We start from the raw sequence: 13,972 nt of genomic DNA on the forward strand, positions 1-13,972 counted from the left end.
CTCAGCCTGCGCGCTTTGCCTCGATCACGTCCCAGATGCGTCCGGCGACGTTGATATCGTCAAAGCGCTCCAACTCCTGAATGCCCGTGGGGGAGGTAACGTTGATCTCGGTCAGCCAATCGCCGATCACGTCGATCCCGACGAAAATCTGCCCGCGCTCGCGCAGCAGCGGCCCGATGGCGGCACAGATTTCCAAATCACGCTCGGTCAACGCGACCTTCTCCGGGCGTCCCCCCACATGCATGTTCGAGCGGGTTTCTCCGGCCAGCGGCACCCGATTAATCGCGCCCACCGGCTCGCCATTGACAAGGATCACACGCTTGTCGCCCTTCGAGACCGCCGGCAAATATTTCTGCGCGATCAGCGGCTCGCGATTGATGCCCGCAAACAGTTCATGCAGCGAGGCAAGATTTCGATCGCTTTCCCCCAACCGGAAAACACCGGCGCCCCCATTGCCGTAAAGCGGCTTGAGGATGATGTCGCCATGCGCATCCTTGAACGCCTTCAACGTCGCAAGATCCCGGGCAATGACCGTGGGCGGCGTCAGATCCGGAAACCGCAGAACCAGCAGCTTTTCGGGCGAATTTCGCACCCAGAACGGATCGTTCACCACCATGACCTGATCGCTCAACTGCTCCAGCAGATGAGTGGTGGTGATATAGCCCATGTCAAAGGGCGGATCCTGTCGCAGCCAGATCACGTCCATCTCCGACAGATCCAGTTCGCGCGCATCGCCCAGGGTGAAGTGATCGCCTTTCTTTCGGCGCACTTCGAGGCTGTGACCATGTGCGACGACCCGGCCCATCTGCCATGTCAGCTTATCGGGCGTGTAGTAGAATAGGTCGTGCCCACGCGCCTGCGCCTCCTCCGCGAGGCGGAATGTGCTGTCAGCGGCAATATCGATTGGACCGATCGGGTCCATCTGGAAGGCGATTTTCATGGGCGGTCTCCATCTGTCGCCTTTGTTCATGGCGCAGCAGACAGAGGGTTGCAATCCGGCATGGGGACGAAGTGGCGTCCGTCTCAGTGACCGAAGGCGTTTTCGACGATCTCGATCTGTCCGCTGCCATCGACCAACGCCACGTCGAACCGGACATTGGCCAACTGCCCAAGCGGGGAGCGCGAGATGTAGCCGGAGGCCGCACGATAGATCCGCTCCATCTGAGCCCGGGTCAGGCGCTCGGCCGCGCGGGCGAAGGAGACGCTTTTCTTGACCTCGACAAAGATGAACCCATCGCCGTCTTCGGCAATCAGATCGATCTCCGCGCCATGGCCGCGCCAGCGGCGGTCGGCGATACGATGACCGGCCTGTTCATAGCGGCGGGCCACTGCGCCCTCTGCGGCGCAACCGGCCTCGTAATTCGTGCGTCCGCCCATCGCGATCCCCTTGCGCAAAGCGGGAAAGATCACTCGCCCGCGTCGTTTCGGTCCAGTTCGAGCGCGCGTTGATAGACATCCCGCCGCGGGAGGCCAAAACGGTCAGCCACCTGCGCCGCTGCGTCCTTCACGCGCAAATCTTGGCGTGCCAGACGAATCGCTGCGTCCAGATCGCCCGGATCCACCTCCACCGTGCCCGGCCGATCAATCACGACGACGATTTCACCCTTCAGCGCCACGCCGTCCAGCCGCGCGACCAATTCTGAAAGCGTGCCACGCAAGGCTTCTTCGAACTTCTTTGTCAGCTCCCGGCAGATTGCCGCCTGCCGCTCGCCTCCCAATCCCTCGCACAATTCGCCTAACAGGCGGTTAACACGCTTGGGACTTTCAAACAGGATCAGCGTCGCCTCGACCTCTGCCAGACCTTTGATCCAGCTGCGCCGCGCGCCGCCGGCCGCCGGCGGAAAGCCCGCGAACAAAAACCGGTCGCTCGGCAGGCCCGAGATGGTCAGCGCCGCCAGCGGCGCGGACGCCCCCGGCACCCCCGTCACCGGGATACCCCGGGCAATCGCTTCGCGGCCCAGCTGAAACCCCGGATCGGCGACAAGCGGCATGCCCGCCTCGCTGGCATAGGCCACTGACTTGCCCTCTTCGGCCAATGCCAGCAGCCGGGGCCGGGCCTGCGCACCGTTATGATCGTGATAGGGGATCATCGGACGCCCCTTTACCGGGATGCCGTGGATATCCATCAGGTGACGGGCGGTGCGGGTGTCTTCGGCGGCGATCACATCCGCCGATGCCAGCACATCGAGCGCCCGCAGCGTGATGTCGCGTGCGTTGCCGATAGGGGTGGCGACGAAATGGATGCCCGCCGCAAGCGGGGTTTCGCGAAAGCTCATGATACGGCCTTCTTCCGACATTTACTTGGCTTAGCCAAGCGCATAACCTTCCGGCGAGACCGACAAACATAATGTCCGGGAATGAGGAGACCTCCAATGCGTTCCATCAAACGGGTGTCGCGCCGCGCCTTCTTCGGCCGTGCCGCGATCCTGGCGTCCGCCGCCTGGCTCGCCGCATGTGAGCCGATCAGCATCGCCTCGAACAGCGGGCCCAGCATCGACGCCACCGCACCCGTGCCGGTGGCACTGCTGGTGCCGTCGGGCTCTGCCAATCAGGGTGACGCCGTTCTGGCACGGTCGCTTGAAAACGCAGCACGGATGGCGATGGCGGATCTGGGCGGCGTGCAGATCGATCTGCAGGTCTATTCCACCGCGGGCACCGCGGCCGGGGCCTCCGCCGCTGCCACGCAGGCCGCGAATAACGGCGCCAAGATCATCCTTGGCCCGGTCTATTCCGAAGCTGCCAATGCTGCGGGGCTGGCTGTCGCAAGCCGCGGCATCAACGTGCTGAGCTTCTCCAACAACACGGCCATCGCGGGTGGCAACGTGTTCGTTCTGGGCCAGACCTTCCGCAACACTGCCGACCGGCTGGTGTCCTACAGCCGCCGTCAGGGCAAGCGGAACATCTACGTCGTCAATGCCGACAGCCCCTCCGAAGTGGTCGGGCGTGACGCCATCGTTCAGGCCATCTCCGCCAACGGGGCGCGCGTGGCCGGGTCCAGCTCATTCGCGCTGAGCCAGCAGGCGCTGACCTCAGCCGCGCCGCAGATCGCTGCCAACGCGCGCAATTCCGGGGCGGATGCGATCTTCTTCACGTCCACCAATGATGGGGCGATGCCGTTCCTCGCCTCGCTGCTGCCGCAAAACGGTCTGCCGCCGAGCGCGATCCAGTATCTGGGTCTCGGGCGGCTCGACATTCCGGCGACGGCCCTGTCGCAGCCCGGCTATCAGGGATCGTGGTTCACGCTTCCCGATCAAAGCCGCAATGCGTCCTACCAGAGCCGCTATTCCGCGCAGTTCGGCGCAAGCCCGCATCCCATCGCCGGTCTCGCCTATGACGGGATCGCCGCCATCGGTGCACTGGTCAAAAGCCGTGGAAGCTCCGCGCTGACCCGTGGCGCCCTGACCCAAGGGTCCGGTTTCGTCGGCGTCAACGGCATCTTCCGCCTGCGCAACGACGGCACCAATGAACGGGGCCTCGCCATTGCTGAAATCCGCAACAATCAGGTGGTCGTGATTGACTCTGCCCCAAGAAGCTTCGGTGGCGCCGGGTTCTGAACCCGCGCTCCGCGAAAGCCCCATTCATGACGCTGCGCCGGACGATCTGATCTGTCCGGCGCAGCGCATCTTCGATCCTGCCGCGGTCAGTGCCGAGATCGACCTGCTCGCCGCCGAGGCCGAAAGTCCCAAGGATTTGCGGGCAGGCGCGGTGCGGGTGCTGGCGCGCGCGCAGGAAACCGGACGGGCCGCGATCGAAGCGGCCTTTGCCGAAAGCGCGCGCGCGTCACGCGGGCTTGTCCATTCCTACGCGTGGCTGACCGACGGCATCGTGTCCGAAGTGTTCCGCATCGCGACCCATCACCTGCATCCGCTGTCCACACCCACCCGGTCTGAACGGATCGCAATGCTGGCTGTCGGCGGTTATGGGCGCGGGGAGATGGCGCCCTATTCCGACGTCGATCTGCTGTTCCTGACGCCCTACAAGATCACGCCATGGGCCGAGAGCGTCATCGAATCGATGCTCTACATGATGTGGGATCTGCATCTAAAGGTTGGCCATTCCAGCCGCACCATCAAGGATTGCATCCGGCTCGGGCGCGAGGATTACACCATCCGCACCGCGATGCTGGAGCTGCGCCACGTCACCGGCGACCGGAAGCTGTCGGCGGAGTTGCTCGACCGGCTCTGGACCGACCTGTTCCGGGAAACCGGCCCCGATTTCATCGAAGCGAAACTGGACGAACGCGCCGAGCGGCACCGCAAGCAAGGCGGCCAGCGCTACATGCTTGAGCCCAACGTGAAGGAGGGCAAAGGCGGGCTGCGCGACCTGCAATCGCTGTTCTGGATCGCGAAATACATCTACCGGGTGCAGAAGGCGCATGAATTGGTGGGCCTCGGCGTGTTCCGGCCCGAGGAATACTGGTCCTTCGAGCATGCCGAGACGTTCCTCTGGGCGGTGCGCGCGCATCTGCATCTGATCGCCGGGCGCGCTGTGGATCAGCTGACCTTCGACATGCAGGTCGAGGTGGCCGACCGTCTGGGCTACCGCGACCATTCAGGCCGCCGCGCCGTCGAGCATTTCATGCAGGACTATTTCCGACAGGCGACGCAGGTGGGGGAGCTGACACGCATCTTCCTTACCTCGCTCGAAGCGGTGCACCTGAAGCGCGAACCGACGCTGATGGGTCTGTTCCGCCGCCGCCGCAAGGTGCGCGACGGCTACGCGGTGCTGCACAATCGCCTGACGGTCAAGGATCAGGACGCGTTCCTGTCCGACAAGCTGAACCTGCTGCGCATCTTTGACGAAGGTCTGCGCACAGGGATGCTGATCCATCCCGATGCCATGCGGCTGATTTCGGCCAATCTGCATCTGATCGACAAGGACATGCGGGAGGATCGCGAAGCCGCGCGGATCTTCCTCGATATCCTGTTGAAGCGGGGCAATCCCGAACGGGGCCTGCGCCGGATGAACGAGCTGGGCGTGCTGTCGGCCTTCCTGCCGGAATTCGAGCCGATCGTGGCGATGATGCAATTCAACGTCTATCATAGCTACACGGTCGATGAGCATACGATACAGGTCATTGCGACCCTGTCGGAGATCGAACACCGCACGCTGGAGGACGAGCTTCCCATCGCGACCCGGATCGTCGCCGAGGGACAGATCAACCGAAAGGTTCTCTATACCGCGCTGCTGCTCCATGACATCGGCAAGGGCCGGGACGAGGATCATTCGATCCTTGGCGCGCGCATTTCGCGAACCGTGGCCCCGCGTCTGGGGCTGAAACCGGATGAGGCGGAAACGGTCGAATGGCTGGTGCGCCATCACCTGCTGATGTCGGACATGGCGCAGAAACGCGACCTGTCCGACCCGGCCACGATCCGTGATTTCGCCAAGGCGGTAAAAACCCGTAAGCGGCTCGACCTGCTGCTGCTGCTGACCGTCTGCGACATTCGCGGTGTCGGTCCCAATGTGTGGAACAACTGGAAAGCGCAGCTGATCCGCAACCTCTATCGCCAGACCGCCGAGGCGCTGGAAACGGGGATGGAAGACCTCAACCGCGCCCATCGCAGCGAAGAGGCTAAGCGCGCCCTGCGTGCCGCCCTCGCCGACTGGCCCCAGCGCGATCTGCGCGCCGAAACCCAGCGCCATTACGATGTCTACTGGCAGGGGTTGCAGCACGAAACGCAACTGGTGCTGGCGCGGCTGCTACGCGGGGTGACGGCAGATGAGATCCGGCTGGAACTGACCCCTGACCCGGACCGCGACGCGACCCGCGTGGCCTTTGTGCTATCGGATCATCCGGGCATCTTCTCCCGCCTCGCAGGCGCGCTGGCGCTGGTCGGCGCCAATGTCGTGGACGCGCGCACCTACACCACCAAGGATGGCTATGTGACCGCCGTGTTCTGGATGCAGGACGCCGAAGGCAACGAATACGAAGCGGCAAAGCTGCCGCGCCTGCGTGCCATGATCGAAAAGACGCTGGGCGGCGAGATCCTCGCCCGCGAAGCGTTGGTGTCTCGTGACAAGCTGAAGAAACGCGAGCGCGGCTTCCAGTTCCCGACTTCGATCAGCTTCGACAATGACGGGTCCGAGATCTACACGATGATCGAGGTCGATACCCGCGACCGCGCCGGGCTGCTGTATGATCTGACGCGCACCTTGGCCGAAAACAACATCTACATTGCCTCCGCCGTGATCGCGACTTATGGCGCGCAGGTGGTCGATACCTTCTATGTGAAGGACATGTTCGGGCTGAAAATCTATTCGGCTGCGAAACAGGCCACATTGGAAAAGAAGCTGCGCCACGCCATCTCTGCGGGCGCCGAGAGGGCTCGCGCCTGATGAAACCCATCCGTTTGCTGTCAGGGTTCCTGACTGTCGGCCTGTGGACGCTGCTCAGCCGTCTGCTGGGCTTTGCCCGTGACATCGTGATTGCCGCCCGGCTGGGCGACGGCCCGGTCGCCGAGGCGTTTCTGGTGGCGTTCGCGCTGCCCAACATGTTCCGCCGGTTTTTCGCCGAGGGCGCGTTCAACATGGCCTTCGTGCCGATGTTCTCGAAACGGCTGGAACGGGGCGAGGATGCCCATGCCTTCGCCCGCGATGCTTTTGCCGGGCTTGGCTCCGTCCTGATCGTGTTCACCCTGCTTGCGCAGCTGGCCATGCCGTGGCTGGTGCTGGCGATGGCGTCCGGCTTTGCCGAAGACGGTCGGTTCGACATGGCCGTGGGCTTTGGCCGGATCGTGTTCCCCTACATCCTGTTCATCTCGCTCGCCGCGCTGCTGTCGGGGGTGTTGAACGCCACCGGGCGCTTTGTGGCCGCCGCCGCCGCGCCGGTGTTGCTGAACATCATCCTTGTGACGGCGATGTTGGGCGCGCCCTATATGGGCTGGGATTTCGGCATGGCACTGGCATGGGCCGTGCCGGTCGCGGGCGTGGCGCAACTGGCGCTCGTTTGGTGGGCCGCCGCGCGGGCCGGGTTTCCGCTGATCCCGCGCCGTCCGGTCTGGACCCCGGAGCTCAAGCGCCTTGCTCGCATCGCTGCGCCCGCTGCGCTGGCGGGCGGCGTGGTGCAGGTGAACCTGCTGGTCGGACGACAAGTCGCGAGTTTCTTCGACGGAGCGATCCAGTATCTGAACCTTGCCGACCGACTTTATCAGCTGCCCTTGGGCGTCGTCGCCATCGCCATCGGGGTGGTGCTGCTGCCGGATTTGTCGCGGCGGCTCGCTGCCAATGACACCGCCGGGGGGCGCGATGCACTGAACCGGGCTGCTGAATTCGCGCTGCTCTTGACCCTGCCCGCCGCCGTGGCGCTGATCGTGGCCGCCGATCCGCTGGTGTCGGTGCTGTATCAACGGGGCCGGTTCGATGCCGCCGCCGCCGCGCAAACGGCACAGGCCTGCGCGGTCTACGGATTGGGCCTGCCGGCCTTCGTCCTGCAAAAGGTTCTGCAACCGCTCTATTTCGCCCGCGCCGACACGCGCCGCCCGTTCTACTACGCGCTGGCATCGATGGTGGTGAATGCAGGCGTGGCGATCGGGCTTGCGCCCTCCATCGGTTTCATCGCCGCCGCATGGGGCACGACGCTGGCCGCATGGGGCATGGTCGCGCTGCTGTGGTGGGGCAGCCGGACGCTGGGCGAGGCTGCCGAGCCTGACGCGCGCCTCACCCGCCGGATCTGGCGGATAGCGGTGGCGAGCGCGGTCATGGGGGTCGTTCTGTGGCTCTACGCCGCCGTATTCGCGGACGCGCTGCGCACCGATGGCTTGCGCTACCTTGCGCTGCTTGGGCTCGTCGGGCTGGGCATCGTGACCTATTTCGGCAGCGCGCAACTGCTGGGCGGGTTCCGCCTGTCAGAGCTGCGCGGTGCCATGCGACGCAAACGGGGGTAGGGCCGACGCCCTCCCCCACCAAGACTATGCCGCGCGGGCCAGATCGATACCTTGCAACGCCTGCGCGGCAATCTCGAACGAGCGGAGCCGCGCGGCGTGATCGTGGATCTGCCCGGTCACGATGACCTCATCGGGCGCCAAGGGCGCGACCAGTGCCTGAATACGGTCTCGAAGGGTCGCGGGCGTTCCCACCGCCGTCACCGACAGGGCATGCGCCGCGCCTTCCAGCACCTGCGCGGGCACATTGAGCGTCGCGCCGGGGGCCAGCGGCTTCGGCAGCGGACCGGGTCGCCCCAACCGCAGATTGGCAAAGGCCTGCAACATGGAACTCCGCAGCACCACCGCTTCGTCCTCGTCATCCGCGGCAAAGATATTCATGGCCATCATGAAATGCGGCTTGTCGAGATGTTCAGAGGGCTGAAAATTGCGGCGGTAGACATAGGCTGCCTCCTCCAGCGCGGCGGGCGCGAAATGCGACGCGAAGGCATAGGGCAGGCCCAGCATCGCCGCTAGTTGCGCCCCAAAGAGCGACGACCCCAGGATCCACACCGGCACCTGTGTGCCTTCGCCCGGAACCGCGCGCACATTGGGCGGGCGTCCAGTGACAGGGGCGAAATAGCCCAGCAATTCCTCCACATCCTGCGGGAAGGTATCACCGCTATTCGACAACCCGCGCCGCAGCGCGCGGAAGGTCGGCATATCGGTGCCCGGCGCACGACCAAGGCCCAAATCAATCCGGTCGGGATACATCTCCGCCAGCGTGCCGAAGGCCTCGGCCACCATCAGGGGCGCATGGTTGGGCAGCATGATCCCGCCTGCCCCCACGCGGATCTTGGACGTATGCGCGGCGACCTGCCCGATCAGCACGGCGGTCGCGGCGCTGGCGATGCCGGTCATGTTGTGATGCTCGGCCAGCCAAAACCGATTGTAGCCCCAATCCTCGGCATGGCGGGCAAGATCCACGGTATTGGCAAGCGCCTGCGCGACCGTGCTGCCCTCGGGCACCGGCGACAGATCGAGAACGGAATAGGGAAGCGTCATGGCAATGTCCTTTCACGCTCAATCTGGGGCCGCATCCCCGCATTTGCCAGTGCGGCCCCGGCGCGCGGCAGGCAGCTTGCGTTGCGTCACCCTGCTAGCTATCGTTTCCCTCATTGATTGATCAGACGTCATCGCCGTGGCGGCATTTTCCGAACCGGGTCTTTTTCCCGACAGGCGGTGACCAAGACCGGAGCGATTTGCAATGCGCCGTCTTCTGGCCCGCCGGGGTGGGATATCATGCTGAAATTGAGCGAAAGCCAGCGTGCCGCGCTGGCCTCGGACCGCGTGGCGCAATTTCACGCACGCGGCGTGGCGCATCTGCGCGGGCGTTACCCGCGTGAGACTGCGCAAACCACGGATGCCGATCTGCGGACGCTACTGGACGCCGCGATTACGCGCGGCAAACCGTGGCGGGTGACCTCGGAATTCGATGTGCTGCGCCTCTCTGAATGCCTGCTGCTGCATGGTCCTGATTTTGCCGTGACCGAGGCGTTTACATGGGCGCGTCACATCCTGCGCCGCGATGACCTGACCGGGCGGCAGAAAATGACCGCGATCGCCGATTACGAAGCGTTTCACGCCGGGGTGTCGCGCTGATGGGCACTGCGATCCGACGCCCGCTCGACCCCGCCGCCTGTGCCGAGGCCGACGCGCAGATCTACGCGGCACACGAACATGACCCCCGGCCCAACGCGCTTTATACCGCCGACGGGCGCCGCAAACCTCTCGATGCGACCGATCCCGCGCAGGAGGAGCTGCGCGAGGAATGGCGTCAGGCTTATGCACAGGCGGGCGGCGGTGTCGAAGACCCCGATGCTCCGCCTGACATCCCCCCCGACGAGCCGGTGCAACCCTGCCCTTTGCGCCCTGCCCCACGTCCGCCCCGCGACGGGCCGAACCCGACGATCACCGCGCGCTGGTCAAAGCCCGAGGTGCTGCCAGACCAAAACTCCGCCTATCCGCCGGGCCGTGCGCCGTTCGACACCGTTCCCGACAGCGCCAAGGTCGAGATGCTGGTCGATGTTACCGACGTTCCCGACGGCACCGCCGCAACCATTTATGTGCTGCGCTGCGTGGGCGGCGGCATGGTGCGGCGGGGGCAGGTTGGCGGGCTGAGCGTGCAGGGCGGGCAAGTGAAAACCGCCGAAGGCAAGCGCCCGACCTTTACATGGGACGCCAGCCACGATCCGTGGCGCTACTGGGACAAACCGTTTTTCTACTTCCACGTCCGTGTCGATTATCGCGGACTTAGCGCCACGACCCCGAAGGATTATATGGGCCAAACCGCGCAGACCTGTCGCGTTGCCTATTGGTCGGTCACATATGCGGACAGCACATCGGGGCTGGCAGGTGTGCTGCCCGAAGCCCGTAACGTGAAGCGACGGCTTGACGCTGTGGCGCATTCGCAATGCGGACTGAACAACACCACGGGCAATACCAGTTACGCCAATCTTGGCTCGCTCATTCGCAACACCTACGCCTTTCACGAAGGCTCGCACGGGCATGTGTCCCACCGGCTCAATCACATGCCGTCGAGCCACGCCCAGGACGGCGCGGTCGATCCGCCGAGCTTCTCCTATTTCGGCGCAAAGGGGCGGCTGCCGCTGGGGCCGTGGCGCTCGGTCGTGTCGATTGGCAACCATCGCCCTGCTCTGGCCACAGTGCCCGCGCCGACGCGGTTTTCCTTTGGGGCGGGCGGCCAGATCCGCATCCATCAGACCGGCAGTGAACATTTCGGACGGGCGCGGGATTTCCCATCCGTGCCAAAGGTTCTGACCTATCTGTCCTGCTGTCTGGCGGGGTGGGAATCCTCGCTCGCGCGGTCCATCGTCAATCGCGGCTGTCAAAACGTCATCGCGTTCCGGCGCACAATACCGGACAACGATGCCGCCACGCTGGGGCATACGATCTTCCGCGAGTTTGCCAAGGCCAAGCTGAACCCGGCCAAGGTGCCCGATATCTTCTACCGGGAGGCCACGCCCTATCACAGCAGCATGCGACCGATCCTCTATGGCAAGGGCGCTGGCACGGCGACGCCGTGGAATGCCAATCCCGTCACGCGCGCCTGCGAAGCCGCCGATCAGGCCATCGCGTATCAAGCCAACAAGAAGTGGATGTAGCCGATGCCGGTGCAGGATAATGACAGCTTGCGCGCGCAGGCGGATAGGCTGGCCGCGCGGCATCTCAAGGGGCTGTTTCAGGTGCCCATCGTGATCGAAGGCGTGGCCGAAGACAGCCAGTGGGAGCCGATCCTGCAGCGGCAGATCTACCAGCGTGATTACAACGTCTGGGCTGAGGTCACGGAACTGGACGTCACGCTGGATGCGCAGGGGCGGATCACCGGCTTTCGCGATCGCTGGCGCACGCAGATCGCCGCCGATATCGCCCACGACCGGTCAGATGACGGCACCCTCCTGTCCATTGCCGAAACCACGGGGCTGGTCAGCCCGCATGCGCGCGTGATCGAGGTCACGCTCCCTGAAACCGGCCCTGTCGAGGTTCGGGTCAACCAATATGTCCCGGGCTTTCCCGCGTGGTTGACCCTGTGGCTCGACACCGTGCGCGCGCAGGTCGTCGCGCTGCAGGTCTCGATGTGGGACGAGCCGTGATGGCACAGCGCATAAGGAACCCTGCACCATGACCGAGGACGAAGCCCGCGTGATCGCGACCCGTGCCATTGGCCGCTGGGGCACCGATGGCAGCTACACGGTGACCGATGCGGAGATGAAGGTGATCGAAGTGCAACCGGGCGCGCCGGTCGATCAGCGCCCCGAAGGCTTCGCCCCTCAACGGGATGTGCTGGTCTGGGAGGTGCGCCTGTCGGACGGACGGATGCGCGCCGACATCGCCATCGACGACGCCAGCGGCGACATCGTTCGTGTCCTGAAATCCCGCTAAGGAGTTCTGCGCATGGCCACCCCATTCGAGATTGCCCGCGACTTTCACCGCGCCTTGCTGGAGCGGGAGCTTGTCCGGCGGGGTGAGGTGGACGCGGTGCATTACCTTGACGACCGGATGCGGCTTGCCGAACGCGATGGCACGGCCGATGGCCAAGGCGGCGGCACGGTGCGCGCGGCGGTTTTTGGCGCTGCCGAAGGTTATCAGGTCAAGATCAACGCCGTCACCGGAACGCCGACCGGCTGGTATCTGGAGGCCTTGGCGACCGGCGGCGACGAAACCACCCCACCCGACCAGATGATCGACATTGCCCGCAGTGCCGCCGCGCCGCCCCCCGATGCGCTGCTTGAAATCGCAGCCTATGAGACCAACGCCGACCGCACCGTGTTCCGCGCCCGCTGGACCCACACGCTCGGTGGTATTCCAATCGAGGGCGATTATATTGAGGTTCTGGGAAATGGGGCGCGGGCCAAGCCTTTTGCCCTGAGCCGCCACTGGCGCAATCCGCGCCCGGGTGCCCCGCCGGAGGAACGCTGATGCGTATCGCGCGACCGACCCTGCCCCGTGTCACATCACGGCGAACCGCGCCACGGCGTATGGCTCTGGCGCTGTGCACGGCGCTGGGAGCCACCGTTTTGAGCAACCTGCCCCTGCCCGCCGGAGCCGTCAGCATGACCGAACACTGCTTTTCTGACATGGGACTGCAACTGGCCGCGCAGACACCCGTCGTCACTGTGGTCGCTGTCCAACTCGACGCGCTGAACGAAAGCAACCTTGGCAGCCGTGGCGCGCGGCTCGACCTGCGGGCGCGGGTGTTGTGGTCCGGGCATGACGCCGTGCCAGAGGTGCTGGGCGTAGCGCAGTTCCACCCGGGCCGGTCATTGGGTGCCGTGGGTCAGGCCTCGATCCTGCTGCTGGGCAATGAGCCCGATCTGGCCGTGTGGCAGGTGCTTGACGGTTTTCCGGCCCGCACAGGCACCCCCCGCGCGGAGGCCGAAGCCTGCCTTGCCGGGCTGGGCTGACCGAACCCGATTGCCTCAGACGCCGCCGGGCAGCAACAGCGAGCTGTCACCATAGCTAAAGAACCGGTAGCGCTCGGCGATGGCATGGTCATAGACCTCGCGCATCCGCGCCTGCCCCATCAGCGCCGAAACCAGCATCATCAGGGTCGATTTCGGCAGGTGGAAATTGGTCATCAGGCCATCCGCGATGCGGAATTCGTAGCCGGGATAGATGAAAATGTCGGTCTCGCCGTCCCACGGCTCCATCCGGCCCTCTGGCGTGGCGGCGCTCTCGATCAAGCGCAGCGCGGTGGTGCCCACCGGGATGATCCGCCCCCCCGCCGCACGGGTGGCGTTGATCTCGGCCGCAGCCTGCGCGCCGACTTCCCCCCATTCGGCATGCATCCGATGGGTGGTGACATCATCGACCTTCACGGGCAGGAAGGTGCCCGCCCCGACATGCAAGGTCACCTCGCTGAAATCCACCCCCATCGCGGCGATCCGCTCCAGCAGCGGCTGGTCGAAATGCAGCGATGCGGTGGGTGCAGCAACGGCACCGGAATGGCGCGCGAACACCGTCTGGTAGTCGGTGTGGTCCGCCTCGTCCGCAGGGCGCTTGGCCGCGATATAGGGCGGCAGCGGCATCGCGCCGGCCTGCGCCAGCGCCGCATCGAAATCATTGCCGGTGACGGAGAAGCGCAGATGCACCTGCCCCTCGGCCCGCCCCTCGACCCGGGCGGAGAAACCGGGCGCGAACACGATATCCTCGCCATCGCGAACCTTCTTGGCGGGTTTGGCCAGCGCGGCCCAACTGCCATCGCCGCGCGGCTCCAGCAGGGTGATGCCGATCCGCGCCGCCGTCGCGCCCTCGGCCCCGTCGCGATGACGCAGCCCGGACAGGCGCGCCGGTATGACACGCGTATTGTTCAGGATCAGCCGGTCGCCCGGACGCAGGAAGGACGGCAGATCGGTAACCACCGCGTCCCGCAATGAGCCACCCGGCACCTGTCCGTCCGCCACCAACAGCCGCGCGGAGCTACGCGGACGCGCGGGGCGCGTCGCGATCAGATCCTCAGGCAGGTCGAAATCAAAATCCGAAAGTTTCATGATGCGTGGCTCTAGGCCGCTTGGCCCGCCCGTGCAAGA

14 protein-coding genes are annotated in these 13,972 nt (G+C 65.1%); 9 read left to right on the forward strand and 5 right to left on the reverse strand.

Annotated features, from left to right (window positions below; all coding sequences use genetic code 11):
• Window position 1: 1 nt before the first annotated feature.
• The 3 genes from gshB to rsmI all read right to left on the reverse strand — a co-directional run bounded on the left by gshB (window position 2) and on the right by rsmI (window position 2,276).
• The gene (gene gshB, locus CBW24_RS14300) at window positions 2–940 is read right to left on the reverse strand and encodes a glutathione synthase (protein ID WP_097373959.1); all 939 of its coding nucleotides are present in this window, start codon (window positions 938–940) and stop codon (window positions 2–4) included.
• A gap of 83 nt (window positions 941–1,023) precedes the next feature.
• Window positions 1,024–1,377, reverse strand: a complete 354-nt coding sequence (locus CBW24_RS14305) for a YraN family protein (RefSeq protein ID WP_097374257.1) — start codon at window positions 1,375–1,377, stop codon at window positions 1,024–1,026.
• Window positions 1,378–1,406: 29 nt separating this feature from the next.
• Window positions 1,407–2,276: a 16S rRNA (cytidine(1402)-2'-O)-methyltransferase gene (gene rsmI / locus CBW24_RS14310; RefSeq protein ID WP_088662893.1), complete on the reverse strand. Its 870-nt coding sequence runs from the start codon at window positions 2,274–2,276 to the stop codon at window positions 1,407–1,409.
• A gap of 96 nt (window positions 2,277–2,372) precedes the next feature.
• On the opposite strand from rsmI, the gene CBW24_RS14315 reads away from it, so the two are divergent.
• Genes CBW24_RS14315 through murJ form a run of 3 tightly spaced genes read left to right on the forward strand, consistent with a single transcriptional unit; the run spans window position 2,373 to window position 7,886 of the window.
• A complete protein-coding gene (locus CBW24_RS14315) occupies window positions 2,373–3,554 on the forward strand; it encodes a penicillin-binding protein activator (RefSeq protein ID WP_088662703.1) in 1,182 nt (393 codons plus the stop codon).
• A complete protein-coding gene (locus CBW24_RS14320; protein ID WP_097373960.1) occupies window positions 3,514–6,339 on the forward strand; it encodes a [protein-PII] uridylyltransferase in 2,826 nt (941 codons plus the stop codon). The genes CBW24_RS14315 and CBW24_RS14320 overlap by 41 nt, the downstream gene beginning before the upstream one ends.
• Window positions 6,339–7,886, forward strand: a complete 1,548-nt coding sequence (gene murJ, locus CBW24_RS14325) for a murein biosynthesis integral membrane protein MurJ (protein ID WP_097373961.1) — start codon at window positions 6,339–6,341, stop codon at window positions 7,884–7,886. Before CBW24_RS14320 ends, murJ begins: the two co-directional genes overlap by 1 nt.
• Window positions 7,887–7,910: 24 nt before the next feature.
• Here the strand turns inward: murJ and CBW24_RS14330 are convergent, their stop codons facing one another.
• Complete coding sequence (locus tag CBW24_RS14330; RefSeq protein ID WP_097373962.1) at window positions 7,911–8,927, reverse strand: LLM class flavin-dependent oxidoreductase; 1,017 nt, start codon at window positions 8,925–8,927, stop codon at window positions 7,911–7,913.
• Between the two features lie 237 nt (window positions 8,928–9,164).
• On the opposite strand from CBW24_RS14330, the gene CBW24_RS14335 reads away from it, so the two are divergent.
• The 6 genes from CBW24_RS14335 to CBW24_RS14360 all read left to right on the forward strand — a co-directional run bounded on the left by CBW24_RS14335 (window position 9,165) and on the right by CBW24_RS14360 (window position 12,847).
• Window positions 9,165–9,524, forward strand: coding sequence for a hypothetical protein (locus CBW24_RS14335; protein ID WP_097373963.1), 360 nt, complete (start codon window positions 9,165–9,167; stop codon window positions 9,522–9,524).
• The gene (locus tag CBW24_RS14340; RefSeq protein ID WP_097373964.1) at window positions 9,524–11,047 is read left to right on the forward strand and encodes a hypothetical protein; all 1,524 of its coding nucleotides are present in this window, start codon (window positions 9,524–9,526) and stop codon (window positions 11,045–11,047) included. Before CBW24_RS14335 ends, CBW24_RS14340 begins: the two co-directional genes overlap by 1 nt.
• A 3-nt stretch (window positions 11,048–11,050) precedes the next feature.
• A complete protein-coding gene (locus tag CBW24_RS14345) occupies window positions 11,051–11,536 on the forward strand; it encodes a hypothetical protein (RefSeq protein ID WP_097373965.1) in 486 nt (161 codons plus the stop codon).
• Window positions 11,537–11,564: 28 nt separating this feature from the next.
• Window positions 11,565–11,825, forward strand: coding sequence for a hypothetical protein (locus tag CBW24_RS14350; RefSeq protein ID WP_097373966.1), 261 nt, complete (start codon window positions 11,565–11,567; stop codon window positions 11,823–11,825).
• Between the two features lie 12 nt (window positions 11,826–11,837).
• The gene (locus tag CBW24_RS14355; protein ID WP_097373967.1) at window positions 11,838–12,362 is read left to right on the forward strand and encodes a hypothetical protein; all 525 of its coding nucleotides are present in this window, start codon (window positions 11,838–11,840) and stop codon (window positions 12,360–12,362) included.
• Window positions 12,363–12,496: 134 nt separating this feature from the next.
• Entirely contained in the window at window positions 12,497–12,847 is a 351-nt protein-coding gene (locus tag CBW24_RS14360) for a hypothetical protein (RefSeq protein WP_157773237.1), read from the forward strand.
• Window positions 12,848–12,862: 15 nt separating this feature from the next.
• Here CBW24_RS14360 and queA read toward each other — a convergent pair whose 3' ends face one another.
• Window positions 12,863–13,933, reverse strand: a complete 1,071-nt coding sequence (gene queA / locus CBW24_RS14365; protein ID WP_097373969.1) for a tRNA preQ1(34) S-adenosylmethionine ribosyltransferase-isomerase QueA — start codon at window positions 13,931–13,933, stop codon at window positions 12,863–12,865.
• Between the last annotated feature and the right edge of the window lie 39 nt (window positions 13,934–13,972).

Origin of the sequence: Pacificitalea manganoxidans, assembly GCF_002504165.1 — a bacterium.
In the GTDB taxonomy this organism is placed as follows: domain Bacteria; phylum Pseudomonadota; class Alphaproteobacteria; order Rhodobacterales; family Rhodobacteraceae; genus Pacificitalea; species Pacificitalea manganoxidans.

Coding starts and splice junctions, on each gene's coding strand:
- rsmI (WP_088662893.1), bottom strand. CDS start 2,276: ATGAGCTTTCGCGAAACCCCGCTTGCGGCGGGCATCCATTTCGTCGCC.
- CBW24_RS14305 (WP_097374257.1), bottom strand. CDS start 1,377: ATGGGCGGACGCACGAATTACGAGGCCGGTTGCGCCGCAGAGGGCGCA.
- CBW24_RS14330 (WP_097373962.1), bottom strand. CDS start 8,927: ATGACGCTTCCCTATTCCGTTCTCGATCTGTCGCCGGTGCCCGAGGGC.
- CBW24_RS14355 (WP_097373967.1), top strand. CDS start 11,838: ATGGCCACCCCATTCGAGATTGCCCGCGACTTTCACCGCGCCTTGCTG.
- queA (WP_097373969.1), bottom strand. CDS start 13,933: ATGAAACTTTCGGATTTTGATTTCGACCTGCCTGAGGATCTGATCGCG.
- CBW24_RS14350 (WP_097373966.1), top strand. CDS start 11,565: ATGACCGAGGACGAAGCCCGCGTGATCGCGACCCGTGCCATTGGCCGC.
- CBW24_RS14345 (WP_097373965.1), top strand. CDS start 11,051: ATGCCGGTGCAGGATAATGACAGCTTGCGCGCGCAGGCGGATAGGCTG.
- CBW24_RS14360 (WP_157773237.1), top strand. CDS start 12,497: ATGACCGAACACTGCTTTTCTGACATGGGACTGCAACTGGCCGCGCAG.
- CBW24_RS14335 (WP_097373963.1), top strand. CDS start 9,165: ATGCTGAAATTGAGCGAAAGCCAGCGTGCCGCGCTGGCCTCGGACCGC.
- murJ (WP_097373961.1), top strand. CDS start 6,339: ATGAAACCCATCCGTTTGCTGTCAGGGTTCCTGACTGTCGGCCTGTGG.
- CBW24_RS14340 (WP_097373964.1), top strand. CDS start 9,524: ATGGGCACTGCGATCCGACGCCCGCTCGACCCCGCCGCCTGTGCCGAG.
- gshB (WP_097373959.1), bottom strand. CDS start 940: ATGAAAATCGCCTTCCAGATGGACCCGATCGGTCCAATCGATATTGCC.
- CBW24_RS14315 (WP_088662703.1), top strand. CDS start 2,373: ATGCGTTCCATCAAACGGGTGTCGCGCCGCGCCTTCTTCGGCCGTGCC.